Raw genomic sequence first — 24673 nt, 5'->3', positions numbered from 1 at the left:
TCCGCGCGGAAGCCGGGCAGGGGCGTGAGATGGGGTTCGACGGCAAGACGCTCATCCACCCCGGCCAGGTCGACGCGTGCAACGAGACGTTCGCGCCGAGTGCGGCAGCCGTCGACGACGCGCGCGCGGTGATCGCCGCGTTCGAGTCGGCGCAGGCCGAGGGACGCGGGGTCGCGACCCTGAACGGCCGGCTGATCGAGAGCCTGCACGTCGAGACGGCCCAGCGGGTGCTGGCCATCGACGAGGCCATCGCGGCGCTGGCCGACCGGGCCTGAGACGCCAGACCGGCCCGGCCGGACAAAGGTGGCCGGTCGAGGCAACCTTTGCGCGGTCCGGGGCGTCTAGGTGAGTGCGGTCGTCCTCGGGGGAGGGCGACCGCGCCAATATTCGGCCGATTCGATGTAAACGCGCCGGGAGACCCCGGCGCGTTTACATCGAATCGGTGAAGACAGGTTCGAGGGTCACGATTCGGCGCGGGGGACAACCAGATCGTCCTCGCGTGCGTCACCATGACTGACAGGACGTTGCCAGCGGACCGTTGTCTGCCGGCCAGGGAAGGGGAAGTCGATGGAGCGCAGGGAGGCGGGAGCCCGCACCGCTCTGGCCGGAGCGGTGCTGGCCGGGGTGCTCGTGCTGAGCGCCTGCGGGGGGATCACCTTCGGGCAGAACACCTCGGCGACTCCGTCGGCGGCGCAGGGCACGACGCCTGTGTCCGACCCCTCCTCCGCACCTGTGGAGCCGAGCCCGGGTGACACGGTCACGACCACGAGCCCGACGCCCACGCCATCGACCCCTTCGCCGTCGACCACGAAGCCCGCGCCCAAGCCGACGCCCAAGCCGACCCCGAAGCCGATCCCCACGGCGGGTGACACCCTCCATGCCGGCGACACCGGCCCCTACGTCAAGCAGGTCCAGCAGCAGCTCTCGGCCCTCGGCTACTGGAACGGCTCGGCCGACGGGTCCTACGGCGGCCTGACCTCCCAGGCGGTGATGGCCCTGCAGAAGGCGGCCGGCCTCGGCCGTGACGGAGTGTTCGGTCCCTCCACGCGTCGCGCCCTCCAGAACGGCGTCCGCCCGCAGTCCCGCACCGGTGGCACCGGCATCGAGATCGACAAGGCACGCCAGCTGCTGCTGGTCGTCCGTGGCGGCAGGGTGACCCTGATCCTCAACACCAGCACCGGCAGCGGTCAGCCGTACACCAGCCAGGGCACGACCCGGGTCGCGACCACGCCAGCGGGCAGCTACAGCACGTACCGGGCGGTCAACCACCTCGACAAGGGTCCGCTCGGCGACCTGTGGCGTCCGCGGTACTTCAACGGCGGCATCGCCGTCCACGGGGCGGGCAACGTGCCCGGCTACCCGGCATCCCACGGGTGCGCCCGCGTCAGCAACCCCGCGATGGACATGATCTGGGCCAACAACCTGATGCCGCTCGGCGGCTCCGTCACGGTCTACTGACTGCCCTGGCGGTCGAACTGCTGGCGGACCCAGCGCAGCTGGGCCGCGCCGTGGTCCTTCCAGTAGTCCGCGGTGTGTCCGCCAGAGTCGAGGGTGAGCAACGCCTCGGGGAGCGCCTTCGCGAAGGCCTTGTTGCCCGGCGCGAACGGGTCGGAGCGGCCGCAGTCGAGCCGCACCGGGATCTGGCGCAGGACCTTGGTGCGGCTGGCGTCGAAGACGTCGTGGGCCTCGAAGTCCTCGGCGTCGTCGAACGCGCCCGGGGCGCTCAGCCCGGGGGCGGTCCAGAGCGCAGCGCTCTCGGCGACGACGGCGGCAACCCGCTGCGGGCCCAGCTGGCTGGCGAGCAGCAGCGACCCGTAGCCACCCATCGACCAGCCGAGGAAGGCGACCTTCCCGGCATACCCCGTCTCGCGCTGGACGAGGGGCAGGAAGTCCTCGATCACCATGGCCCCGGTGTCGACGCCCGCCCGGCGCGCGTGCCAGTAGTAGTCACCGCCGTCGACGGAGGCGAGCGTCAGCCGTGCCGAGGTGACGTGGTCCTGGAGGTTCATGATCCGGAACGCGTGGCTCGCGTCGCCTCCCTTGCCGTGCAGGACGACGACGACCGGTCTCAGGTCGGCGTCGCCCTCGGTCTGCTGGGCGATCCGCCACGTGATGTCGCGCCCCGGCCAGTGCCTGCTGGTCAGCGACCCGGAGCGGACCTCGACGGCGGACGGGCCGCACCCCGCGACACCCAGGGCGGCCGTGCCGGCCACCCCTGCGAGGAGGGTGCGGCGGGTGATCGTGGCCATGTCCTCACCCTAGGGCGAGACCTGCCGCGGACCTTGGTATGCCGCGCGGCCGGCTACCACCGCGACGTCGCCTCGGCGACGAGGTCGCCGAGCAGCTCGCCCTCGTCGACCGCCAGGCCCTTGCTGACGAACCAGCGACACATGTTGGCGACGTCGCGCTCGAGGAACTCGAAACCGCGCGGATTGCCAATGATGTCAACGATCTGCGGCCAGTCGATGATGACGAGGCGCTCCTCGTGGAGCAGCACGTTGTAGGGCGACAGGTCGCCGTGGGCCCACCCGCGCTGCGCCAGGACGACCATCGAGGACCGGAGCTGTTCGAACAGGTCGGGGAGGAGCCCCGGGTCGGGCCGGGTCTGGGAGAGGCGCGGTGCCGCTTCACCATCGGCGCCGATGAACTCCATCAGCATCTCGCGGTCGCTCAGCTGCACCGGGTAGGGCACCGGCAGTCCCATGCCCCACAGCGTGCTCAAGGCCTCGAACTCCGCGATCGCCCACTGCCCCGAGAGCAGCTCCTTGCCGAACTCGGTGCGACGGGACATCGCCCGCATCTCGCGGCTACGCCGGACCCGCCGGCCCTCGTGGTAGCCGGCGTCCCGGTGGAAGAGACGGTGCTCGCCGGTGCGGTAGCGCTTGGCGGCGAGGAACGAGTCGACGGCAGGCGTGGTCCTGCCGTCCGGCATCCAGCGCCGGACGATGTGGACGTCGGCCTCCTTGCCCGTCTTGAGGACGCCGAGGTCGGACTCGACAGCGCCGAGCGCGGTGATGACCCAGTCGGGTCGGGGTTTCGGACCGTGCGTGGCACCGTCCCAGCTCGACCAGCGCTCACCCTCGGGGGGCGCGTCGGGCAGGCTGTCAAACGAGAAGGAGAAGTGCTCCTGGAACTGCATGGGTGGACTCCATCGAAAGAAGGGAATGGGCACGGGATGCGCCCAGGACCGTCGTGGACATCTCGTGCCTCCTTCTGTCGAGGTAGTCGTCCCGCTGGGGGAGTCGTGCGCGCGGCGGGATGCCGCGCGGCATGCGGGGACAGCGTGACAGACCCGGTCGCCGCCCCGCCACCGGTTTTCGACCGAGGACACGACGCGCCGCCGATTCGGCCGCCGAGACTGCTTCTCCGCGGCGCGCCGTGTCCTCGGCGCCGGCCGGGTGGGGAGGCTCACACGGTCGGAACCTGTGCTGGGACTGGGCCACTCGGCATACTCGCGGGAGGTCCATTTCCCCCTGACCGCGACGACCCGGTCACGAAATCGCAAGGTGGCGAACCACGATGTCCCGACTCCAGCAGACCGATGGCCTGACTGACGAGCAGCAGGAGCTCATCAAGCTCGTGCGCGAGTTCGTCAACGAGCAGATCATCCCGGTGGCACAGGAGCTCGAGCACAAGGACGAGTACCCCACCGAGATCGTCGAGGGCATGAAGGAGATGGGGATCTTCGGGCTGATGATCCCCGAGGAGTACGGCGGCCTGGGGGAGTCGCTGCTGACCTATGCGCTGGTCGTCGAGGAGATCGCCCGCGGCTGGATGTCGGTCAGCGGCATCGTCAACACCCACTTCATCGTGGCCTACATGCTGCTGCAGCACGGCACCGACGAGCAGAAGCAGCGCTACCTGCCCAAGATGGCGACGGGCGAGATCCGGGGCGCCTTCTCGATGAGTGAGCCGGGTCTCGGCTCGGACGTGTCGGCCATCAAGACCAAGGCCGTCCGCGACGGTGAGACCGACAACTGGTCCATCACCGGCCAGAAGATGTGGCTCACCAACGGCGGCAGCGCGAATCTCGTTGCGGTGCTTGTGAAGACGGACCTCGGTGCCGACTCCGTGTACAAGAACATGACGACGTTCCTGATCGACAAGACCTCCGGCTTCGGGGAGACGGCCCAGGGCGTCACCATCCCGGGCAAGATCGACAAGATGGGCTACAAGGGCGTCGACACGACCGAGATGGTCCTCGACGGTCACCAGACCACCAGCGCCCAGATCCTCGGCGGCGAGCCGGGCAAGGGCTTCTACCAGATGATGGACGGCGTCGAGGTGGGTCGCGTGAACGTCGCTGCGCGCGCGTGTGGCGTCTCGATGCGTGCCTTCGAGCTGGGGATCGCCTACTCCCAGCAGCGCGAGACGTTCGGCAAGAAGATCGCCGAGCACCAGGGGATCCTTTTCCGCCTCGCCGACATGGCCACCAAGGTCGAGGCCAGCCACCAGATGATGGTCAAGGCGGCGCGGCTCAAGGACGCCGGCGCACGCAACGACCTCGAGGCCGGCATGGCCAAGTACCTCGCGGCCGAGAACTGCGCGAACGTCGTCGAGCAGTCCTTCCGCATCCACGGGGGCTACGGCTACTCCAAGGAGTACGAGATCGAGAGGCTCTACCGCGAGGCCCCCATGCTGCTGATCGGCGAGGGCACGGCCGAGATCCAGAAGATGATCATCGGCCGCCGGTTGCTCGAGGACTACGCGTTGAAGAAGTGAAGGCGCTCTCGAGAAGTGTTGCCGGGCTGAAGAGCTGAGGCGAGGTATGCCGTGTGGCCGGGCCACGCGGCATACCCCAGGTGCCGATCGGGTGCCGATCAGCGCACTCCCAGCCGGCTTTGACACACTGGGACCATGAGCACGCAGCCGAATGCCATGGCGAGGTCCCGCGCGGTCCTGGCGCTGGAGTACCCGATGTCCCTGGGCCGCTACGACACCTACGCCAAGGCGCAGAAGGCCGTGGACTACCTGTCGGACCACGAGTTCCCGGTGCAGAACGTCCTCATCGTCGGCACCGACCTCAAGCAGCTCGAGCGGGTGACCGGCCGGTTGACCCGACAGCGGGTTGCCATCGGCGGCCTGGTGTCCGGGGCCTGGTTGGGTCTGTTCGTCGGGTTGATCTTCTCGCTGCTCGACACCAGCGGCGGCGCAGGCTTCGTGGGCGTGCTGCTGACCGTTGCCTTCGGGGCGATCTTCGGGCTGGTGTGGGCGCTGATCGGGTACGCCCTGACCGGCGGCAACCGCGACTTCACGTCCGTGATGCAGGTGGTCGCCACCCAGTACGWGGTGCTGGTGGAGCACAAGTTCGCCGCCCAGGCGCGCGAGCTGCTGACGAAGATGGACCCCATGGCCGCGGCACAGGCCCAGGTCGACGCGGCGCGCGAGGCCGAGCGCCAGCGGGCAGCGGACCAGCAGCCGCCCACGCCGTCGGCCTGACCGCAAAGCCCGCACGGCATACGTCATCGGGGCGCACGGCATACGCAATCAACCGTAGGCAAGTCCGCGCTGCGGGGAGCACACTGCTAGAGGCATCCGCACCGCTGTCTCGCAGCCCGGCTCTCGACGGGAGACCCCCATGGCCCGGTCAGCCGACGTCCCCGTCGACCCCGTGCAGTCGGCCGACGCGGCGACGCTGGCGGACCGGCTGCGTGAGACGCGGGAGCAGCTCGCCGCGGTCAACGAGGTCCTCTCGGCGGTCGGGCGATCGGCCGGAGACCCGGACACGGTGCTCGCCACGATCGTGGACAGCGCCCGGCGGCTGTGCCGCTCGGACTCGGCGCAGCTCTGCCTCCTGGACGACGACCGGGTCTTCCAGCTGATCAAGGCGGTCGGGGTGAGCGAGGAGGCCATCGCCTACCTCGCCGACCACCCGCTGCCGCTGGACCGCGCCACCTTGATGGGCCGGGTGGGGCTGGACCGCAGGGCCCAGCAGATCGAGGACGTCGTGGCCGACCCGGAGTACGGCCGCCTCGACCTGCAGCGCGTCGCGGGGTTCCGGACCACGATGGGCGCCCCCCTGATCGTGGACGACGAGGTGGTCGGGGCGATGGTGCTGTGGCGCAACGAGGTCAGCCCGTTCGCCGACCGCGAGCTGTCCATCGTGACGGCGTTCGCCGGCCAGGCGGCGCTGGCCATCAACGGGGTCCGCCTGGTGCAGGAGCTCCAGGCGGGGCGTGCCGAGCTGGCGCGCAAGGTCGACCAGCTCGAGGCACTCGCGGAGATCGGCCAGGCGATCAGCTCGACCCTGGATCCGGACGAGGTGCTCGGCACCATCGTGCTGCATGCCGTCGAGCTCTCCGGAGCCGATGGCGGCTCGCTCATGGAGTACGACGAGGACTCGAGCCTGTTCCGCGTCCGGACTGCCGTCGGAACGAGCCCGGAGGTGATCAAGGCGCTCAAGGAGACCCGGATCCACGTCGACGAGACGGTCGTCGGCGAAGCGGCGCTGTCGGGTAGCCCGATCCAGGTCCCGGACCTGCGGGAGGTCGACCTGGACCCGCACCTCAAGGTCCTTCACGACGCCGGCTGGCGCTCGCTCGTGGCCATCCCGCTGGCGCGGCCCGACCGGATCGTCGGAGTGCTGGTCGTCCGGCGCAAGACCACCGGTGCCTTCAGCGACGAGACCTGCGACATGCTGACGGCCTTCGCGAGCCAGTCCGCCGTGGCCCTGACCAACGCCCGGCTCTACCGCGAGCTCGAACGGCAGCGGGCCGCGCTGGCGGTGACGAGCCAGCACAAGTCCGAGTTCCTCGCGAGCATGTCGCACGAGCTCCGGACTCCGCTCAACGCCGTCATCGGGTTCTCGGAGGTGCTGCTCGAGCGGATGTTCGGGGACCTCAACGAGCGGCAGGAGGACTACCTGCAGGACATCCTCGGCGCGGGCCGCCACCTGCTCGACCTGCTCAACGACGTCCTCGACCTGTCCAAGGTGGAAGCCGGCCACATGGAGCTGGAGCAGACCACCTTCCCGATCGCCGACGCGGTCAACCAGGTCTTGTCGTTGCTGCGCGAACGAGCCGGGCGCCACGGCATCGACCTGCGCTCGGACATCGGGGCCGGCCTGTCCCACGTCACCGCCGACCAGCTGCGGTTCAAGCAGGTGCTGCTCAACCTCGTCGGCAACGGCGTGAAGTTCACCCCCGATGGAGGCGCCGTGACCGTGTCGGCGTGGCGCGAGGGGAACGAGCTCACCGTGACCGTGGCGGACACCGGCATCGGTATCGCGGAGGGAGACCAGGAGCGGATCTTCGACTCGTTCCAGCAGGGCGCGCGCACCCCGTCGGTGACCGAGGGAACCGGTCTCGGTCTCACCCTCACGCGTCGCATCATCGAGCTGCACGGCGGGCGGGTCTGGCTCACCAGCGAGGTGGGTGTCGGAAGCACCTTCGGCTTCGCGCTGCCCCAGCCGGTCGCCGCGCCGCGGGAGGCGCAGCCGGCCTGGACCCTCCCGGCCGTGGACGACACCCGCCCGGCCGTCGTGGTCATCGAGGACGACCCGAGCTCGTCCGAGCTCGTCGGCGTCCACCTCACCGCAGCGGGCCTGCGGCCGGTGCCCGTACGCAGCGGCGAGGAAGGTCTCGAGGCGATCCGGGCACTGCGTCCCACGGCCGTGGTCCTCGACATCCGGCTGCCGGGCATGGACGGCTGGGACGTCCTGGGCCAGATCAAGGCCGACCCGGAGCTCGCCGGCATCCCGGTGGTCGTCGTCTCCGTCCTGCCGGACCGCGGTCGCGGGTTCGCCCTCGGCGCGTCCGACTACCTCGTGAAGCCGGTCGCCCGCGAGGTGCTGCTGGCAGCGGTATGGCGCGCCGTCGCCGACCGCGCGGACCAGAAGGGGGTGGGCGCCGCGGGGAAGCCGCGCTCGCTGGCCGTCATCGACGACGACCCGAKGGCGCTGGAGATCGTGCGCGCCACGCTCGAGCCGCACGGCTGGAGGGTCGCGACGTTCACCCGGGGGGCTGAGGCACTGAGGTCGATGGCGACCCTGGCCCCGACGGTGGTCCTGGTCGACCTCCTCATGCCCGACACGGACGGGTTCGCCGTCATCGACGCGCTGCGCGCCGACCCCAGCACCGCCGCCGTCCCCGTGGTGGTGCTGACGTCCAAGTCGCTCACGGAGGAGGACCGGGCCCGGTTGCAGGGCCGGATCGAGTTCGTCGCCTCCAAGAGCCAGCTCGACCTCGGGGTGCTCGCACGACGGCTGGCCGACGTGGCCGCCACCAGGGTCACGGTGACGGGCACGGCGGGCGCGGTGCCGCGCACGGAGGGCGCGGTGCCGGGCTCCGCGGGCGCGAGGGAGGCGACGGGATGAGCGAGGGAACGGTGCTGCTCGTCGAGGACAACCCGCGAAACCTGAAGCTGGCGCGCGATGTCCTGGAGTTCGCCGGCTTCACCGTGACCGTCGCCACGACCGGGGAGGAGGCCGTCAGCGAGGCAACCCGGACCCTGCCGGACCTCATCCTGATGGACCTCCAGCTGCCGGGGATCAGTGGTCAGACGGCGCTCGGCCGGCTGAGGGACGACCCACGCACGGCGGCGATCCCCGTCGTTGCCCTCACCGCCTTCGCGATGCGGGCCGATCGCGAGCACGCCCTGTCGACCGGCTTCGACGGCTACCTCGAGAAGCCGATCAGCGTGCGTGACTTCCCCGACCAGGTGCGCAGCCACCTGCGCGAAGGCCGGTCGGGAGGTTCGCGTGACTGACGTCGCCGGCACGGTCCTGGTGGTCGACGACCTCCCCCAGAACGTGCGCCTCATGGACGCGGTGCTCTCGCCTCGTGGCTACACGGTGCTGGGTGCCAGCTCGGGCGAGGAGGCGTTGGAGCTGATCGCCACACACCTGCCGGACGTCATCCTGCTCGACGTCATGATGCCTGGAATCGACGGTTACGAGACGTGTCGGCGCATCCGCTCGGACCCCACCACGTCGTTCCTTCCCGTGGTGATGGTCACCGCCAGTGGCGACGCGGAGCGGTTGCGTGCTCTCGAGGCCGGCGCAGACGACTTCATCACCAAACCCCTGGACCAGCCCGAGCTGCTGGCAAGGGTCCGCTCGCTGGTCCGGGTCAAGCGCTACCACGACACCGTGACCGCCCAGGCGGAGGCGCTCGCCTCGTGGAACCGTGAGCTGGAGGCCCGCGTGAGCGCCCAGGTGGAGGAGCTGGAGCGGTTCGGCCGACTGCGGCGGTTCCTGTCGCCCCAGATCGCAGGGTTGGTCGTCGACAGCGGCGACGAGTCGTTCCTCCAGAGCCACCGGTGTGAGATCACCGCCGTGTTCACGGACCTGCGCGGCTTCACGCCCTTCGCGGAGACGGCCGAGCCGGAGGAGACGATGGCCGTCCTGCGGGAGTACCACCTGGCCCTCGGGGAGCTGGTCTTCACGTACGAGGGAACCCTCGAGCACTTCGCCGGCGACGGGTTGCTGGTCTTCTTCAACGATCCCGTTCCCTGCCCGGATGCGCCCGAACGCGCCGTGCGGATGGCCGTTGCCATGCGGGAGCGGGTGACCGGGCTGGCGGAGGCGTGGCGCAGGCGCGGTCACGACCTGGGCTTCGGGGTGGGCATCGCGCAGGGGTACGCGACCCTCGGCCGCGTGGGCTTCCCCGGGCGGTACGACTACGCGGCGATCGGGACGGTCACCAACCTCGCCGCCCGGCTGTGCTCGGAGGCCGCGGCCGGCCAGATCCTGGTGACCCAGCGGGTGCTGACAGGCGCTGCGGCTGTGGCGACGAGCCGGAGCGTGGGGCCACTGGCGCTGCGGGGCTTCAGCCGCCCCGTGGACGCTCACGAGATCCTCGGACTGACGAGCGCGGAGGTAGCGCAATGACGAGCACAGCAGACGTGTACGACCACGCAGCCAGGGGCGAGGACACCGCTGTCGGCCGCACCCTCGACGACCTCGACGACGCAGCCCGGAACGCCGCCTTCGACGCGCTCCAGGCCCGGTTGCCGCAGGTCTGGCGGGACATCGGGACCAACGCGCCGGACGAGTCGGTGGTGGTCATCCCCTCGATGACGGTGGACCGGGTGGTCGCGAGCTCGGGCGGAATGAACCAGGCCCTGGAGGAGCGTTTCCTGTTCCTCCTGCTGCTGCTGCGCCAGCCACGGCTGCGCATGGTCTACGTGACCTCGATGCCGATCAACCCGATGGTCGTGGAGTACTACCTGTCGCTGCTGCCGGGCGTGATCCCGAGCCACGCCAGGGCACGGCTGTCCCTCGTCGCGGTCGGCGACACCGGTCCTGAGCCGCTGACCGAGAAGCTCCTGGCCCGGCCCCGTGTGCTCGCAGAGATCAGGGCGCTCGTCCCGAACCGGTTGCGGTCGCACCTGATCCCCTACAACACGACCGAGCTCGAACGTGACCTGGCCCTCGTCCTCGGGATCCCCATGTATGGCGCGGATCCCCGGCTCTTCCCCCTCGGGACCAAGACGGGTTGTCGCCGCCTCTTCGGCGAGGCTGGTGTGTCCTATCCCGCGGGGTACGAGGACCTGCACTCACGCGCGGACCTCGAAGCCGCGCTGCAGTCCCTGCGCCACGATCGACCGAGCGCGACCGGTGCGATGGTCAAGCTCAACGAGGGCGTCTCGGGCGCAGGCAACGCGCTCGTGCGACTCGACGGGCTCCCTCCCGTGGGCGCCCCGGACGAGGCCGCGGAACTGGCTCGTCGAATCGACGGGATGGAGCTGGAGGACACCCGGATCTCGGTGGACGCCTACCTGGCCAAGCTCCTCGAGCGCGGCGGGATCGTCGAGGAACGCATCGCCGGCGACGAGCTCCGCAGCCCGAGCGTCCAGCTCAGGGTCACCCCGCTCGGTGAGGTCGAGCTGCTGTCGACCCACGACCAGATCCTCGGCGGCCCCAGCGGGCAGTCCTACCTCGGCTGCCGTTTCCCCGCGGACCCGGAGTACGCCGGGCTCATCACGCGGGACGCCCAGCGGGTCGGGGACCTGTTGGCCGAGAAGGGCGTGCTGGGCCGGTTCGCCCTCGACTTCGTCACGGTGCGCGAGGGTGACTCGTGGACGGCTCACGCGATCGAGGTGAACCTGCGCAAGGGCGGGACCACGCACCCCTTCCTCACCCTCCAGTTCCTCACCGACGGCCGGTACGACCCCGACGAGGCGCGGTTCGTCACGCCCAGCGGCGAGGAGCGACACCTCGTGGCCACGGACCACCTGCAGGACCCGAGCCTGCGCGGGCTGCGGGTCGACGACCTGTTCGACCTCGTCGCGCGCGCCGGGCTGCACTTCGACCAGGCCCGGCAGACGGGAGTCGTCTTCCACATGATGAGCGCGCTGACGGCCCACGGGAGGGTGGGGATGACCGCGATCGGCGAGTCCCCGGCCGCGGCGGACCAGCTCTACGCGGCGGCCGAGGCCGCCCTCCTGGAGGAGGCTCGTGCCGCGCTGCGAGCAGAACCCGTGCCCACCTGACCCTGTGCCCACTGACCCTGTGCCCACCTGACCGCCCCGGCATTTCCCCTGGGGGCGGTCAGGGGGCTGTCAGCGGGTCACGGCGCGATGGCCGTGGCGTGGAGCAGGGCCTCGATGACGACCTGGTGCCAGCTGGTCCGCTCGGTCGCGGTGCGACGGGAGGCGCCACCACAGCGGCACTCCCACACCCACCTGGCGCCGACCCGTCGCACGGTCGGGTGGTGGTGGGCGATGTCGGGACGGTGGCGGGCAATGGTGCTCATGGCGTGCTCCCTCGTTCGTGGCCGGTGAGCCGGCCGCCCCCTGCGGGACTCCTCAACCCTCCCGTCGGAGAGTCGGGCGGTCTGTCGGTGCAGGCACGCCCGCTGTGTGCTGCCGGTGACACGGCGGGCCCACCCGTGCTGCACTGAACGCATGGAGTGGCGGCTGCTGGGGGGTCTGTCGGAGCAGGAGCGCCGGCTCGTCATCGCCGGCACCCAGCGACACCGCTACCGCACGGGGGAGGTCGTGTTCCACGAGGGCGACCTCGCGGAGTCCCTCCACTTCGTGGCAGAGGGCCGCCTCGTCGCGCGACGCACCACGGCAGCGGGTGACAACGCGACGTTCGCCGTCATGGGTCCTGGAGAAGCCTTCGGCGAGATGGCGATGCTCTCGGCGCAGGCGCGGCGCACGTCCACCGTCGCCGCCCTGGAGCCGGCCGTGACGCTCACCCTCCGGTATGCCGAGTTCGCCCGACTGCGCGCGGCGCACCCGGGCGTGGAGCGACTGCTCGTCGACGTCCTGGCCGAGCGGGTGCTGCGGTTGTCCGACCACCTCGTGGAGGCGTTGTACCTCCCCGCCGACCAGCGGGTGCTGCGTCGCCTCGACGGGCTCTGCGAGCAGTACGGCCCTCTCGCGAACGGGCGTCCGGTCCGGATTCCCCTGACCCAGACCGAGATCGGCGAGCTCTGCGGTGCTTCCCGGGCGACGACCAACCGGGTGCTCCAGGCGCTGGTGGGCGACGGGCTGGTCACCCTGCGCCGTGGGGGCGTCGACGTGCAGGACCGCGACGCGCTGCACCGCCGCGCGACCGCGGCGCACTGACCCTGGAGTGCTCGCCCAGGTCGCAGGCGCAGATCAGCCCCTTTCGCCCCTTGTCGCGCTCCGACGAACGCCGTGCGCGGTCGTGGCCCCGCGGCATACCCTCTGTTCATGACTGAGCCTGCTGGGGACAAGCCCGCTCTCGCCGACTTCGGCGACGACTTCTCGTCGGTGCTGTGCGTCGTCGCGCACCCGGACGACATCGAGTACGGCACCGCCGCCGCCGTGGCCAAGTGGACCGCGGCCGGCAAGACCGTGACGTACTTCCTGCTGACCCGGGGCGAGGCCGGGATCGACACCATGCACCCGGACGAGGCGGCCGGGGTCCGCGAGAAGGAGGAGCGCGACGGCGCCGCGATCGTGGGCGTGACCGAGGTGGACTTCGGCGACCACCGCGATGGCAACGTCGAGTACGGCCTGGCCCTGCGCCGCGACATCTCTCGCGAGATCCGTCGGCGCAAGCCTGATGTCGTCATCACCGGTCACTACGGCGACCGGTTCGTCCAGGGGATGCTCAACCAGGCGGACCACCGGGCGGTCGGGCTGGCCTGCGTCGACGCGGTCGCGGACGCCGGGAACCGGTGGATCTTCCCCGAGCTGGTCGACGAGGGTTTCGAGCCCTGGAACGTCAAGCGGCTCTGCTTCGGCGGCTCACCGACGGCCACGCACTACGTCGAGGTGGGCGACCACTTCGACCAGGCGGTGGCGTCGCTCGAGGCGCACCAGGCCTACAACGACGCCCTGCCCGACGAGTTCCCCAAGCCGGCCGAGCTGATCGGCATGATCCTCGGGTGGGGCGGTCAGGCAGCGGGCGTCGACAAGGCCCTCACCCTCGACGTCGTCGAGCGCCGCTGACCAGCCGCCAACGCTGGACGGGCCCGCCATCGGCGGGCCCGTCCAGCGTTCTGACGGTCAGCGAGCCTGGACCTCGCGGATCCACGCCTCGACGTCGGCGGACGTGCGCGGCATGGCCGCCGAGAGGTTCTCGCAGCCGTCGGTCGTGACGAGCACGTCGTCCTCGATCCGCACCCCGATGCCGCGGAACCGCTCCGGCACCTTGAGGTCGTCGGCCTTGAAGTAGAGGCCGGGCTCGACCGTCAGGACCATGCCGGGCTCCAGGTCCGCGTCCATGTACTCCTCGCGGGTGGCCAGCGCGCAGTCGTGGACGTCGAGGCCGAGGTGGTGGCTGGTGCCGTGCACCATCCAGCGCCGGTGGTACTGGCCGTGGTCCTTGTCGAGCGTGCCCTCGACCGAAACCCCTTCGGGCAGTAGCCCCCAGGCGTGCAGGTGCTCAGCGACCACCCGGATCGCCGCGGCGTGGACGTCCGAGAACTTGTTGCCCGGCTTCACCGCCGCGAGCCCGGCCTCCTGGGCGGCATACACGGCGTCGTAGACCTCGCGCTGCGCGTCGGAGAAGGTGCCGCTGGCGGGGAGCGTGCGGGTGATGTCGGCGGTGAAGAGGGACTCCACCTCGACGCCGGCGTCGAGCAGGATGAGGTCGCCCTCGTGCAGCTCGCCGGTGTTCTTGATCCAGTGCAGCGTCGTGGCGTGGTCGCCAGCCGCGCAGATGGAGTCGTAGCCGACGCCGTTGCCCTCGTGCCGGGCGGTGAGGCCGAAGACCCCCTCGACCCAGCGCTCGCCGCGGCCGTTGGCGAGTGCCTCGGGCAGGTCGGCGATGACGGCCTCGAACCCGTGGTGGGTCGCCTCGACGGCCTTGCGCATCTCCTCGACCTCCCATTCGTCCTTGGTGAGGCGCAGGTGCGACAGGAAGTGGGCGAGCTCGTCGTCGGCCTCCGTGAGGTCGTCCTGCTCGGTCACCTCGGCGGTGCGTGCCGCGTCGAGCTCGCGGGTCAGGTCGCGGTCGGCGTCGCGCACCATCCGCACCGTCACCTCGCCCGAGTCCTTGACGACCGCGTCGGCGAACTCGTCGATGTGACGTCCGGTGAGGCCGAGCTCGGTCTCGATGTCCTCGATGGTCGGCCGCGCGCCGACCCAGAACTCGCCATAGCGGGTGTCGGCGAAGAACTCGTCGGTGTCGCGACCGGCGAGCGGTCGGAAGTACAGGACCGCCTCGTGGGTGCCGTCGTCGCGGGGCTCCAGCACGAGCACGGCGTCCGGCTCGCGGTCACCCCCGAGCCCGGTGAGGTGCGCGAACGCGGTGTGCGGGCGGAACACGTAGTCGGTGTCGTTGCTGCGGACCTTGAGACCTCCGGCAGGGATGACCAGGCGGTCGCCCTCGAAGGCCGCGCTGACGGCGTCACGTCGCGCCGCGGCATACCTCGCGGCCTCGCTGAGGTCGGCAGCGGCGGGAACCCGCGGCGCCCAGTCCTCGGCGACGAACGCACGGAACTCGTCGGTGGTCGGGCGGGCGCGGTTCTCGGGCTTCTTCTGCTCTTCRCTCACCTCGCCATCGTGCCACGCGGGTATGCCGCGTCGCAGCCTGCCCGGTCGCGGCACCTCGGGTGCACCTCGTCTGGCACCTCGCGCCGCCTCGGGGGCGGCCCCACGCGAGGCGCGTCAGGCGTTGTCGAGCATTGCCAGGACGGCCTTCTCGGCGGCGGCGCGGCGACGCTCGGGGCTTCGGTACCTCTTGAGGTCCACCGTGATCGTGCTGCCCGACTCGTACTGGTCGATGACGCGGGGATCGATGTAGGAGTTCTTCGCGATGGTCGGGGTGTTGCCGAGGTAGCCCGAGACCTCGGTGACGGCACCCTTGACCGCCCGCTGCCGCGAGGCCTTCGTGTCGCCCGGCTCGTCGCTCTCGGCCAGCGCTGACGCCGCCAGCACCGTCGCGTGCCACGTGCGGAAGTCCTTCGCGGTGAAGTCGCCGCCGAGCAGCTCGGCGAGGTAGTCGTTGACCTCCGCGGCGGTGAGGTCGACCCAGCGGCGGCCCTCACGGTGGGCGAGCAGCCGGTCGCTGTCGGTCCGCCGCTTGCGCATCGCGTCGAGGGCCGCGATCGCCTGGCCGTCGTCGATCTCGATGGTGTGCTCGATGCCCGACTTGCCGACGAAGTCGAAGACCAGGCGCCCCGACCTGGCCTGCACGTGGTGTCGTTCGAGGGTCGTGAGGCCGAACGATCCGTTGTCCTCGGCGTACGTGTCGCCGCCGATCCGGAAGTAGCCGAGGTCGAGCAGGCGTACGGCGGTGGCTGCTGCCCGGGCCGTGGGCATGCCGTCGGCCTCCAGGTCCCGGGTGACCTGCCGCCTCGCGACCGGCAGGTGGTGGGCCACCTCGGTGATCCGCTCGAACTTCGCCTGGTCGCGCTTGAGCCGCCAGTCAGGGTGGTAGAGGTACTGGCGGCGTCCGGCGACATCGGTGCCCAGGGCCTGGATGTGGCCCTGGGGGAGCGGGCAGATCCACACGTCGGTCCAGGCCGGCGGGATCGCCAGCGACCGGATGCGCTCTACGTCGGTCGCAGGGAGTCTGGCGCCCGACTCGTCGAGGTAGACGAAGCCCTTCCCGGCGCGCCGCCGGGTCCACCCCTTCGACTGCGGCGAGACCTTCCGGAGCCTGGGCATCTCGGCCTACAACCTGTCCAGGGCCGTCTTCAGGGTGCCGGCGGTGTCGTTGCCGAGCTTGTTGAGCAACGGCATCGCCACCGGCCACAGCCACCGGCCCAGTCCGGTGAAGGAGAACTCCGCCTGGTAGTCCACCGACGACCCGGAGCCGTCCGGGACCACCGTGATGGTGTCGCGGCTCGTGGTGGTCTCGTTGCGGCCCACCACGACGAAGCTGTTGTCCGTGACGCTCTCGAGCGTGTAGTCGAGGTCGACGGTCCGACCCGCGAACCTCGACACGTTGTGCCAGCTGGTGCCCGGCGACCCGTCTCCCGAGAGCAGCTCGCAGCTCACGGTGCCGTAGTCCCACTCGACGGCGTTCTCAAAGTCGAGGAGGTAGGGCAGGACCTGGGCAGGCGTGGCGGACGTGGCGACGGTGCGCTGGACGGTGGGCATCAGGAGCTCCTGGGGTTGCGACGGGCACGGCGGGTGGTGAGGGCGGTCGTGCCCGCGACGAGGGCCGCGGCGCCGACCGTGGCTGCCGTGCGCCGGACGGTGTGACGCCAGCGCAACGGGTCCACCGAGCGCAGGGCCGCGCGGACGGCGGCGTCGTAGCCGGTCAGCCCGCCGGGCGGTGGGCCGATCGCCGTCAGCACGTCGTCCTCGTGGCAGACCGCGTCATGGACCAGGCTGCCGACGAGGGGGCGGGCGATGCCGGCGGAGATCGGCGTGACGAGGCCGACCCACAACCCGGCCAGCCGGGGTGTGAGGACCGGCACGGAGACGATGAGGCGACGCCCGATGCCCGCGGTCCGGGCGTAGCGCTGCATCATCTCGGCGTAGGTCAGCACCTCCGGGCCCCCGATGTCCAAGGTCCGGTTCGTCTCGGCCGGCAGGTCGGCCGCTCCGACGAGGTAGTGGACGACGTCGTCCACGGCGATCGGCTGGATGCGGTTGTCGACCCACCTGGGGGCCACCATGGCGGGGAGCCGCTCCGTGAGGTGACGCAGCATGTCGAAGGACGCCGAGCCGTCGCCGAGCACGACCCCGGCCTGCAGCACCGCCGCCGGCACGGGTGCGTCGAGGAAGATCTCGCCGACCTCGACGCGTGAGGCGAGGTGCTCGGACAGGTCGCCGTCCGGGTGCAGCCCGCTGAGGTAGACGATCCGGTGGGTGCCGGCGTCCGCCGCGGCCGCCGCGAAGCCCTGGGCCATCGTCCGGTCGCGCTGCACGAAGCTGCCCTGGCCGTCCATCGAGTGCAGCAGGTAGTAGGCCACCTCCGCTCCGTCGAGCGCCCGACCCAGGTCGTCCGGTGAGGTGGCATCGCCCTCGACCACCTCGACGTCGTCGCGCCACCCATGGCGTTCGAGGCCGGCGCGGCTCCGGGTGAGGACGCGCACCGACCAGCCGGCGTCGAGGAGGCCCGGGACGAGGACCCCGCCGATGTAGCCGGTGGCGCCGGTGACGAGGGCGGTGCGGGAGGTGGGGGAGGTCATGGGATCAGCTTCCGGTGGACAGGACGGCGGGCAGGAGGAAGAGCATCCCCAGCGACCACGTCAGGTGCGTGATCACCGGGCCGAGGATGCCGCCGGTGACCCGGCGCTGGAGGGCCGTGACCAGGCCGAGGACGGCGGCGGCGAGGACGAGAAGCGGTATGCCGGCTCCGGCCGTGGTCAGCGCGTAGACGACCGTGGTGATCGCCACCGCGTGGCGCCGTCCGACCGCGGAGTAGAGGGCGCCGCGGAAGTAGAGCTCCTCGGCGACGCCGTTGACCGCCGTGAGCAGGGTGACGAGGGCCAGCGATCCCAGGCGTGCGTGGTCGAGCAGCTGCTCCACCGGATTGCGCAGGACCGGGACGTGGGCGACGACCACTGCACCGGCGAGGAACAGGACCAGCAGCAGTGCGCCGAGGGCGAAGGACTGGACGATGGGCCGGGCGTCCTCCCCTCCGGCGCGGGTGTGCGCTCGCCCGAGGTGGAGGGGGCCGGACGCCAGCGCGCCGGCGGTCCAGACGCCTGCGAGGCCGAGGGTGGCGACGTAGAACATCGGGTCGCCGGGCCGGATCCGCAAGGCGAACCCGAGGACGACCGCGCCGACGACGAGGGTCACGAGAGCGACCAGGCGACGGCGGCGGAAGGCCGAGTCGCTCTCGGTGTGGTCGCGGGCGACCGGTTGCACCAGCGCGGCCCGGATGAAGTCACGGACCTCCCGGACGGGGTTGAGGCCCTGACCCGGGTGTGGGGTCGCGGGGCCGGTCATGCGCGTGCCGCGTCGTAGCGTCGCAACGACTCGCGACGTTCCTCGGCGTGGTCGACGATGCGCTCGGGGTAGCCGTGGGCGTAGCCGTCGGCGTGCTTCCAGGGTTCGTGGGCGGCCTTGCCCGACAGGTGCGCGAGCTCGGGCACGTAGCGGCGGACGTAGTCGCCGTGGGGGTCGAAGCGCAGGCCCTGCGTCACCGGGTTGAACACGCGGAAGTAGGGGGAGGCGTCAGTGCCCGTGCCGGCCACCCACTGCCAGCCGTGGTTGTTGGAGGCGATGTCGCCGTCGATGAGGTGGTCCAGGAAGTGCCTCGCACCGACCGGCCACCACACGTGGAGGTCCTTGGTGAGGAAGCTGGCCGTGACCATCCGCATGCGGTTGTGCATCCAGCCCTCCTGGAGCAGCTGGCGCATCGCGGCGTCCACGACGGGGTAGCCGGTCCGTCCCTGACGCCAGGCCCCGACCGCGTCCCCGGCCTCGTCGTGGTCCATCCCCGACAAGGGCGTGCGCAGGTCGTGCCACGCCGAGGACGGGTGGTGCCACAGCACGTCGGCGTAGAACTCGCGCCACGCCAGCTCGGTCGCGAAGCGCTCCGCCCCGTCGCCCGGGTGACGGCGCCCGTCCGCCAGGTCTGCCAGCAGGGTGCGGGGGTGGACCGCCCCGATCTTGAGGTAGGGCGAGAGCCGCGACACCCCGTCGAGGTCGGCGCGGTCACGGTCGGTGCCGTAGTCGGCGAGGGCGCCGTCCCGGAACTCCGCCCACCGTCGCAGGGCTGCACCCTCGCCCGCTTCGGGCAGGCTCGGCAGGTCTGCGGCCTCGCGGGCCTCCTTCAGGGTTCTCAGCGCCGACTGGTCGGAGCGAGGCTGCGCCAACCTCAGCCCCTTCGGCTCAGTCGCCGGCGCGGGCCAGCCGTGGTCGCGCCAGGCGCGGGAGAAGGGCGTGAAGACCTTGTAGGGCGCCCCCTCGCCGTTGACCACGGAACCCGGCCCCACGGCATACGGGGAACCGGTCTCGACCCAGTCGACGCCCGCCTCCGCCAGGGCGGCAGCGACCGCGCCGTCGCGCCGTCGCCCTGCGGGCGTGGTCTCGCGGGAGACGTGCACCGAACCGGCGCCGACCTCCTCGGCCAACTGCGGGAGCACCGTCACGGGGTCGCCCTCCCGCACACAGAGCCGCCCCTCGTATGCCGCGTCGGCGGCCTTGATGCTCTCGGCCAGCCACGCACGGCGTGCGTCTCCCGCGCCTCGCCACAGCGCAGGGTCGAGCACGAACACAACCGCCACCTCGCCCTGCCCGTCGCCGGACCTGGCGGCATCGTGGGCTGCGCCCAGTGCTGGGAGATCGCCCCTGCGCAGGTCCCGGCGCAACCACAGGATGCTCGAGGGGGACACGCGGACGCTCCTTCGCAGGACTTGAAGTGGCTCAGGGAGACCCGGGACGGCTCACGGTAACCCGCTGACCTGCAATGTTCAATGTGTGTTCAAGGTATGTCGAGGGTCTGCGGCCGGTGGTCCGTGATCCACCCGAGCCGGTGACCCCGCCACGCGTCACAGCGTGCCGTCGGGCCCGCTGCGACGGGCCTCGTCGGCCGACGCGTCGTCGGGCATCGTCTGGCTGACTCGCTCTGCCTCGACCCGGCCCAGGTAGATGTCGACCTCCTCCTTCGTGCGCGCCTCGTCCCAGCCGAGGACGGGAGCGACGAGGGCTGCCGCGGCCGGTGCGGCGGAGACCCCGCGGTCCCACGCCTCGATCGAGATGCGGGTGCGCCGGGTCAGGATGTCCGTGAGGTGCAGGGCACCCTCGTGGGAGGCGGCGTAGACGACCTCTGCCTTGAGGTGGTCCTCGGCTCCGTCCAGCGGCTCCTTGAGCTCGGGTCGCTCGGCGACGAGGTCGAGGATCTCCTGGGTGAGTGAGCCGTAGCGGCGCAGCAGGTGCTCGACCCGCGCGACGTGCAGGCCCGAGGCGCGGGCCAGGGACTGGCGCTGGTTCCACGCGGCCTGGTAGCCGACACCACCGAGCAGGGGGATCGTGTCGGTCGTGGAGTCGGCGATCTTGCCGGGGATGGCCTGCGCCGCCTCGTCGACCGCATCCTTGGCCATGACGCGGTAGGTCGTGTACTTGCCGCCGGCGACGACGACCAGGCCCGGCGCGCTGTGGGTGACGACGTGCTCTCGCGAGAGCTTGCTCGTCGACTCCGACTCGCCGGCGAGCAGCGGTCGCAGTCCGGCGTAGACGCCCTCGACGTCCTCGTGGGTCAGCGGGGTCGCGAGCACGCGGTTGACGTGGTCGAGGATGTAGTCGATGTCGACGCGGGTGGCCGCAGGGTGGGCCTTGTCGAGCGCCCAGTCGGTGTCGGTGGTGCCGAGGATCCAGTGCCGGCCCCAGGGGATGACGAACAGCACCGACTTCTCGGTGCGCAGGATCAGGCCGGTCGAGGAGTGGATGCGGTCGCGAGGCACCACGAGGTGGATGCCCTTGGAGGCGCGGACGTGGAACTGTCCCCGCTCGCCGACCATCGCCTGGGTGTCGTCGGTCCACACACCGGTGGCGTTGACGATCTGCTTGGCGTTGATCTCGAACTGGCGGTCAGTCAGCTTGTCGATGGCGCGCACGCCCGTGACGCGCTCGCCCTGGCGCAGGAAGCCAATGGCAGCAACGCGATTCGCGACGTGCGCTCCGTAGCTGGCAGCGGTGCGCGCGAGTTCCATCGTGTGGCGGGCGTCGTCGACCTGGGCGTCGTAGTACTGCACCGCGCCGGTGAGGGCGCTGCTCTTGAGGCTGGGCATGAGACGCAGCGCCTGGCGCCGAGTGAGGTGCCGGTGGTGGGGAAGTGCCGAGCCGTTGCCGGAGCTCATCGCCATCGCGTCGTAGAGAGCGATCCCCGACCCGACGTAGGCGCGTTCCCACACGTGGTGCGTCAGCGGGTAGAGGAAGGGGACGGGTCGGACGAGGTGGGGGGCGAGACGGGTCAGCAGCAGGCCGCGCTCGTGGAGCGCCTCCCTGACGAGGGCGAAGTCGAGCATCTCGAGGTAGCGCAGACCGCCGTGGATCAGCTTGCTGGACCGCGAGGAGGTGCCGCTGGCGAAGTCGCGCTGCTCGATCAGGCCGGTCGACAGCCCTCGGGTGACGGCATCGAGGGCCGTGCCGCTCCCGACCACCCCGCCGCCGATGACGAGCAGGTCGAGCTCCTCGCCGCTGCCGAGCGCGTCGATGGCGTGCTCACGCCCCTGCGGTGAGAGCGCGGTGTTCGTCCCTGCCAGTCCCATCGTGCTACCCCTCGTCGACATCCACCCAGTCCAGGGTGCGTTCCACGGCCTTGCGCCACCCGGCATACCCGTCGGCGCGCTGCTGGTCCGACCACGTCGGTGACCACCGCTGGGACTCCTGCCAGTTGGCGCGGAGCTCGTCGGTGCCTGACCAGAAGCCGGTGGCCAGACCTGCAGCGTAGGCCGCGCCGAGCGCCGTCGTCTCGGCGACCACGGGCCGGGACACGGGGACGCCGAGGATGTCGGACTGCAGCTGCATGCAGAGGTTGTTGGCCGTGACTCCGCCGTCGACCTTGAGCACCTCGAGCTCGACGCCGGAGTCCTTGGTCATCGCGTCCGAGACGTCGCGCGTCTGGTAACAGATGGCTTCGAGGGTGGCCCGCGCCAGGTGGGCGTTGGTGTTGAACCGGCTCATGCCGACGATCGCGCCACGGGCGTCGGGACGCCAGTAGGGGGCGAAGAGGCCGGAGAACGCGGGTACGAAGTAGAGACCGCCAGTGTCCTTGACCTGGTTGGCGAGTCGCTCGATGTCGGCTGCCCCCGAGATGATGCCGAGCTGGTCGCGGAGCCACTGGACGGCCGAGCCGGTGACGGCGATGGAGCCCTCGAGGGCGTAGACGGGCTTCGCATCGCCGAGCTGGTAGCAGAGCGTGGTGAGCAGTCCGGACTCGCTGCGGACGATCTCCTCGCCGGTGTTGAGGATCATGAAGTTGCCCGTGCCGTAGGTGTTCTTGCCCTCGCCGGGGGCGAAGCAGACCTGGCCGACGGTCGCGGCCTGCTGGTCTCCGAGGTCGCCGGCGAGCGGGACCTCTCCACCGAGCGGGCCGTTCGCGAGGGTGTGGCCGTAGAGGTCGGGGTCGGAGCTGGGTCGGATGGTCGGGAGCATCGAGCGCGGGATGCCGAAGAAGCCCAGCAGCTCGTCGTCCCAGTCGAGGGTCTTGAGGTCCATCAGCATGGTGCGGCTGGCGTTGGTCACGTCGGTGATGTGGACGCCGCCGTCGGTGCCGCCGGTGAGGTTCCACAGCAGCCAGGTGTCGATCGTGCCGAAGATCGCGTCGCCGCGCTCGGCTGTCGCACGGGCCCCGTCGACGTTGTCGAGGATCCACTGGACCTTGCCCGCCGAGAAGTAGGCCGCGGGCGGGATGCCGGCGCGCTCGCGGATGACGTCGCCCTGGCCGGACTGGTCGAGGGCGCGCGCGATCCGGTCGGTGCGGGTGTCCTGCCAGACGATCGCGTTGTGCATCGGCCGCCCGGTGCGGCGGTTCCACACGACGGTGGTCTCGCGCTGGTTGGTGATGCCGAGTGCGGACAGGTCGCCGGCCTGGAGGTTGAGGTGCGACAGCGTCGAGCCGATCACGGTCTGGGTGCGCTCCCAGATCTCGAGCGGGTTGTGCTCCACCCAGCCCGCCTGGGGCATGACCTGCTCGTGCTCCAGCTGGTGGCGCCCGACCTCGGCACCGTCGTGGTCGAACACCATGAAGCGTGTGCTCGTCGTCCCCTGGTCAACCGCACCAACGAAATCGGCCATGCCGCGACCCTAGTGCGGCGCGGTGCCAGCCGCCCGGCATACGCGATGGGGGTGCTGGGGATCACTCCTCGCACCCGCGGGCGCGAACTCGTGGCAGAAACGCCACGGATCGACGTCCCCAGCCCGTGGTGAGGCCCATCCGTGGCGAAAGTGGCACGTTTGGCGCTCGCCAGTGCCGGTCAGGCCTTCGGGTCAGGCCTTGGGCTCGGGCTCCGTGAGGGTCGGACGGCCGGGCTGTTCGCCGCCCCGCGCCTCGAGGTAGGAGTTCTTGGGCACCATCACCTTGCGGCGGAAGATGCACACGAGCGTGCCGTCCTGGTTGTAGCCCTTGGTCTCGACGTACACGACGCCGCGGTCGTCCTTGGACGTGCTCTCCCACTTGTCGAGCACCTCGGTCTGGCCGTAGATGGTGTCGCCGTGGAAGGTCGGCGCGACGTGGCGCAGCGACTCGACCTCGAGGTTGGCGATGGCCTTGCCGGAGATGTCGGGCACGGACATGCCGAGCAGCAACGAGTAGATGTAGTTGCCCACCACGACGTTGCGCTTGAACTGCGTGGTGTTCTCCGCGTAGTTGGCATCGAGGTGGAGCGGGTGGTGGTTCATGGTGAGCAGGCAGAACAGGTGGTCGTCGTACTCGGTCACCGTCTTGCCGGGCCAGTGCTTGTAGACCGCACCGACCTCGAACTCCTCGTAGCTGCGTCCGAATTGCATGGGCCCCATCCTGCCGACGGCAGCCGGACAAAGACACCGGTATGCCGCGTGCGTTCCCTCACAGCCGCGGCGGGGAGGCGCCGCGATCTCGTGGTTGTTGACCCAGACCCCCGAGAAAAACCTTCGTCCAAAGATCGAGGGCAGGGGTCGGTGGCCGTCAGGGTAGTGACAGGGCCACGCGGCCATCCACACCCGAGAGGGACCACCACCATGAAGTACGTCATCCTCATCCACTCAAACCCGCAGCCGTGGGGTCACCCGACCAGCGACTTCGTCGCCGAGCACCAGGCACTCCCGGAGCAGGAGCGGGCGGCCCTCGAGGCCGACTTCGAGTCGGTGATGCGGGAGATGTCCGACAGCGGCGAGCTGCTGGGCGGGCAGGCTCTCGGCGACCCCGGCGAGGCGCGCCTGGTCCGCTGGCACGCCGGTCGTCGCAAGATCACGGACGGTCCCTACGCCGAGACCGTCGAGCACTTCGCCGGGTTCTTCCTGGTCGACGTCGCGAGCCAAGAGCGTGCTGAGGAGGTCGCTGAGAAGTTCGCCGGACCGGGCGAGACGGTCGAGCTGCGCCCCGTCGCCGAGTGAGCGGGGAGGCTGTCGGGCGCCTTGCGTCGGACGCCCTACCCTTGGGCACGTGCCGATCGACCTCCACACCCACTCCACCGCGAGCGACGGCACCGAACCCTCCGACATCGTGGTGGCCCAGGCGGCGAGCGCCGGTCTCGACGTGGTTGCCCTCACCGACCACGACACGTATGCCGGGTGGCCGGCCGCCGTGGCCGCCGCCCACGAGGTGGGCGTGGACCTCGTGCGCGGCGTCGAGGTCTCCTGCTCACGCCGGGGCGTCAGCGTGCACCTGCTCGGCTACCTCGTGGACCCGCAGGCTCCTGGTCTGCTC

General features: G+C 70.8%; 23 protein-coding genes and 1 pseudogene. 12 read left to right on the top strand and 12 right to left on the bottom strand.

Annotated elements, in window-relative coordinates:
* Positions 1-275 (top strand): annotated as a pseudogene (locus tag AC1DVZ_RS17065) (CoA ester lyase); the annotation flags it as partial.
* Positions 276-567: 292 nt separating this feature from the next.
* Complete coding sequence (locus tag AC1DVZ_RS17060; protein WP_477619388.1) at positions 568-1458, top strand: L,D-transpeptidase family protein; 891 nt, start codon at positions 568-570, stop codon at positions 1456-1458.
* On the opposite strand, the gene AC1DVZ_RS17055 is transcribed toward AC1DVZ_RS17060, so the two are convergent.
* Complete coding sequence (locus tag AC1DVZ_RS17055; protein WP_477619387.1) at positions 1452-2249, bottom strand: alpha/beta fold hydrolase; 798 nt, start codon at positions 2247-2249, stop codon at positions 1452-1454. The two genes, AC1DVZ_RS17060 and AC1DVZ_RS17055, sit on opposite strands and share 7 nt — an antisense overlap.
* A gap of 53 nt (positions 2250-2302) precedes the next feature.
* Positions 2303-3139, bottom strand: coding sequence for a serine protein kinase RIO (locus tag AC1DVZ_RS17050; protein WP_477619386.1), 837 nt, complete (start codon positions 3137-3139; stop codon positions 2303-2305).
* Positions 3140-3519: 380 nt separating this feature from the next.
* On the opposite strand from AC1DVZ_RS17050, the gene AC1DVZ_RS17045 reads away from it, so the two are divergent.
* The 6 genes from AC1DVZ_RS17045 (at position 3520) to AC1DVZ_RS17020 (ending at position 11433) form a co-directional block, all read left to right on the top strand.
* On the top strand, positions 3520-4722 hold the full coding sequence (locus AC1DVZ_RS17045) for an acyl-CoA dehydrogenase family protein (RefSeq protein WP_477619385.1): 1203 nt from the start codon (positions 3520-3522) through the stop codon (positions 4720-4722).
* Between the two features lie 135 nt (positions 4723-4857).
* On the top strand, positions 4858-5439 hold the full coding sequence (locus AC1DVZ_RS17040; RefSeq protein WP_477619384.1) for a YflT domain-containing protein: 582 nt from the start codon (positions 4858-4860) through the stop codon (positions 5437-5439).
* A gap of 139 nt (positions 5440-5578) precedes the next feature.
* The gene (locus AC1DVZ_RS17035) at positions 5579-8314 is read left to right on the top strand and encodes a response regulator (protein WP_477619383.1); all 2736 of its coding nucleotides are present in this window, start codon (positions 5579-5581) and stop codon (positions 8312-8314) included.
* Positions 8311-8706 (top strand): response regulator, encoded by a 396-nt coding sequence (locus AC1DVZ_RS17030; protein WP_477619382.1) that lies wholly within the window; start codon positions 8311-8313, stop codon positions 8704-8706. Before AC1DVZ_RS17035 ends, AC1DVZ_RS17030 begins: the two co-directional genes overlap by 4 nt.
* On the top strand, positions 8699-9829 hold the full coding sequence (locus tag AC1DVZ_RS17025; RefSeq protein WP_477619381.1) for an adenylate/guanylate cyclase domain-containing protein: 1131 nt from the start codon (positions 8699-8701) through the stop codon (positions 9827-9829). Before AC1DVZ_RS17030 ends, AC1DVZ_RS17025 begins: the two co-directional genes overlap by 8 nt.
* A complete protein-coding gene (locus AC1DVZ_RS17020; protein ID WP_477619380.1) occupies positions 9826-11433 on the top strand; it encodes a peptide ligase PGM1-related protein in 1608 nt (535 codons plus the stop codon). Before AC1DVZ_RS17025 ends, AC1DVZ_RS17020 begins: the two co-directional genes overlap by 4 nt.
* A 77-nt stretch (positions 11434-11510) precedes the next feature.
* On the opposite strand, the gene AC1DVZ_RS17015 is transcribed toward AC1DVZ_RS17020, so the two are convergent.
* Positions 11511-11696, bottom strand: a complete 186-nt coding sequence (locus AC1DVZ_RS17015; RefSeq protein ID WP_477619379.1) for a hypothetical protein — start codon at positions 11694-11696, stop codon at positions 11511-11513.
* Between the two features lie 151 nt (positions 11697-11847).
* On the opposite strand from AC1DVZ_RS17015, the gene AC1DVZ_RS17010 reads away from it, so the two are divergent.
* Positions 11848-12516, top strand: a complete 669-nt coding sequence (locus AC1DVZ_RS17010; protein WP_477619378.1) for a Crp/Fnr family transcriptional regulator — start codon at positions 11848-11850, stop codon at positions 12514-12516.
* 108 nt (positions 12517-12624) lie between these two features.
* Positions 12625-13368 (top strand): PIG-L deacetylase family protein, encoded by a 744-nt coding sequence (locus tag AC1DVZ_RS17005; protein WP_477619377.1) that lies wholly within the window; start codon positions 12625-12627, stop codon positions 13366-13368.
* A 57-nt stretch (positions 13369-13425) separates the two neighbouring features.
* Here AC1DVZ_RS17005 and AC1DVZ_RS17000 read toward each other — a convergent pair whose 3' ends face one another.
* The 9 genes from AC1DVZ_RS17000 to AC1DVZ_RS16960 all read right to left on the bottom strand — a co-directional run bounded on the left by AC1DVZ_RS17000 (position 13426) and on the right by AC1DVZ_RS16960 (position 23775).
* The gene (locus AC1DVZ_RS17000; protein WP_477619376.1) at positions 13426-14916 is read right to left on the bottom strand and encodes an aminopeptidase P family protein; all 1491 of its coding nucleotides are present in this window, start codon (positions 14914-14916) and stop codon (positions 13426-13428) included.
* 114 nt (positions 14917-15030) lie between these two features.
* Entirely contained in the window at positions 15031-16032 is a 1002-nt protein-coding gene (locus AC1DVZ_RS16995) for a DNA topoisomerase IB (RefSeq protein ID WP_477619375.1), read from the bottom strand.
* 6 nt (positions 16033-16038) lie between these two features.
* Positions 16039-16467, bottom strand: a complete 429-nt coding sequence (locus tag AC1DVZ_RS16990; RefSeq protein ID WP_477619374.1) for an SRPBCC family protein — start codon at positions 16465-16467, stop codon at positions 16039-16041.
* A complete protein-coding gene (locus AC1DVZ_RS16985) occupies positions 16467-17507 on the bottom strand; it encodes an NAD(P)H-binding protein (protein WP_477619373.1) in 1041 nt (346 codons plus the stop codon). Before AC1DVZ_RS16985 ends, AC1DVZ_RS16990 begins: the two co-directional genes overlap by 1 nt.
* 4 nt (positions 17508-17511) lie before the next feature.
* Complete coding sequence (locus AC1DVZ_RS16980) at positions 17512-18270, bottom strand: CPBP family intramembrane glutamic endopeptidase (protein ID WP_477619372.1); 759 nt, start codon at positions 18268-18270, stop codon at positions 17512-17514.
* On the bottom strand, positions 18267-19661 hold the full coding sequence (locus AC1DVZ_RS16975) for a cryptochrome/photolyase family protein (RefSeq protein WP_477619371.1): 1395 nt from the start codon (positions 19659-19661) through the stop codon (positions 18267-18269). The genes AC1DVZ_RS16980 and AC1DVZ_RS16975 overlap by 4 nt, the downstream gene beginning before the upstream one ends.
* Before the next feature lie 156 nt (positions 19662-19817).
* A complete protein-coding gene (locus AC1DVZ_RS16970; protein WP_477619370.1) occupies positions 19818-21557 on the bottom strand; it encodes a glycerol-3-phosphate dehydrogenase/oxidase in 1740 nt (579 codons plus the stop codon).
* Positions 21541-23064 carry a glycerol kinase GlpK gene (gene glpK, locus AC1DVZ_RS16965; protein ID WP_477619369.1) on the bottom strand — a complete coding sequence of 508 codons (1524 nt, stop codon included), beginning with the start codon at positions 23062-23064 and terminating at the stop codon, positions 21541-21543. The genes AC1DVZ_RS16970 and glpK overlap by 17 nt, the downstream gene beginning before the upstream one ends.
* 192 nt (positions 23065-23256) lie before the next feature.
* A complete protein-coding gene (locus tag AC1DVZ_RS16960; protein WP_477619368.1) occupies positions 23257-23775 on the bottom strand; it encodes a MaoC family dehydratase in 519 nt (172 codons plus the stop codon).
* A gap of 210 nt (positions 23776-23985) precedes the next feature.
* Here AC1DVZ_RS16960 and AC1DVZ_RS16955 point away from each other — a divergent pair, with 210 nt between their 5' ends.
* Complete coding sequence (locus AC1DVZ_RS16955; protein WP_477619367.1) at positions 23986-24360, top strand: YciI family protein; 375 nt, start codon at positions 23986-23988, stop codon at positions 24358-24360.
* A gap of 49 nt (positions 24361-24409) precedes the next feature.
* Positions 24410-24673: PHP domain-containing protein (locus AC1DVZ_RS16950; RefSeq protein ID WP_477619366.1), on the top strand; the 264-nt coding region annotated here is incomplete at its 3' end.

The organism is Pedococcus sp. P2_E5 (genome assembly GCF_056403895.1).
Note: the sequence above shows the minus strand (reverse complement) of the source record. Positions and strands in the feature narration are given on the sequence as shown.

Bases quoted from the DNA above. Each gene is read 5' to 3' on its own strand.
- AC1DVZ_RS16955 (WP_477619367.1), top strand. From the start codon at position 23,986: ATGAAGTACGTCATCCTCATCCACTCAAACCCGCAGCCGTGGGGTCAC.
- AC1DVZ_RS17020 (WP_477619380.1), top strand. From the start codon at position 9,826: ATGACGAGCACAGCAGACGTGTACGACCACGCAGCCAGGGGCGAGGAC.
- AC1DVZ_RS16995 (WP_477619375.1), bottom strand. From the start codon at position 16,032: ATGCCCAGGCTCCGGAAGGTCTCGCCGCAGTCGAAGGGGTGGACCCGG.
- AC1DVZ_RS17050 (WP_477619386.1), bottom strand. From the start codon at position 3,139: ATGCAGTTCCAGGAGCACTTCTCCTTCTCGTTTGACAGCCTGCCCGAC.
- AC1DVZ_RS17010 (WP_477619378.1), top strand. From the start codon at position 11,848: ATGGAGTGGCGGCTGCTGGGGGGTCTGTCGGAGCAGGAGCGCCGGCTC.
- glpK (WP_477619369.1), bottom strand. From the start codon at position 23,064: ATGGCCGATTTCGTTGGTGCGGTTGACCAGGGGACGACGAGCACACGC.
- AC1DVZ_RS17055 (WP_477619387.1), bottom strand. From the start codon at position 2,249: ATGGCCACGATCACCCGCCGCACCCTCCTCGCAGGGGTGGCCGGCACG.
- AC1DVZ_RS16960 (WP_477619368.1), bottom strand. From the start codon at position 23,775: ATGCAATTCGGACGCAGCTACGAGGAGTTCGAGGTCGGTGCGGTCTAC.
- AC1DVZ_RS17030 (WP_477619382.1), top strand. From the start codon at position 8,311: ATGAGCGAGGGAACGGTGCTGCTCGTCGAGGACAACCCGCGAAACCTG.
- AC1DVZ_RS17060 (WP_477619388.1), top strand. From the start codon at position 568: ATGGAGCGCAGGGAGGCGGGAGCCCGCACCGCTCTGGCCGGAGCGGTG.
- AC1DVZ_RS17045 (WP_477619385.1), top strand. From the start codon at position 3,520: ATGTCCCGACTCCAGCAGACCGATGGCCTGACTGACGAGCAGCAGGAG.
- AC1DVZ_RS16990 (WP_477619374.1), bottom strand. From the start codon at position 16,467: ATGCCCACCGTCCAGCGCACCGTCGCCACGTCCGCCACGCCTGCCCAG.
- AC1DVZ_RS16985 (WP_477619373.1), bottom strand. From the start codon at position 17,507: ATGACCTCCCCCACCTCCCGCACCGCCCTCGTCACCGGCGCCACCGGC.
- AC1DVZ_RS16980 (WP_477619372.1), bottom strand. From the start codon at position 18,270: ATGACCGGCCCCGCGACCCCACACCCGGGTCAGGGCCTCAACCCCGTC.
- AC1DVZ_RS16970 (WP_477619370.1), bottom strand. From the start codon at position 21,557: ATGTCGACGAGGGGTAGCACGATGGGACTGGCAGGGACGAACACCGCG.
- AC1DVZ_RS17005 (WP_477619377.1), top strand. From the start codon at position 12,625: ATGACTGAGCCTGCTGGGGACAAGCCCGCTCTCGCCGACTTCGGCGAC.
- AC1DVZ_RS17015 (WP_477619379.1), bottom strand. From the start codon at position 11,696: ATGAGCACCATTGCCCGCCACCGTCCCGACATCGCCCACCACCACCCG.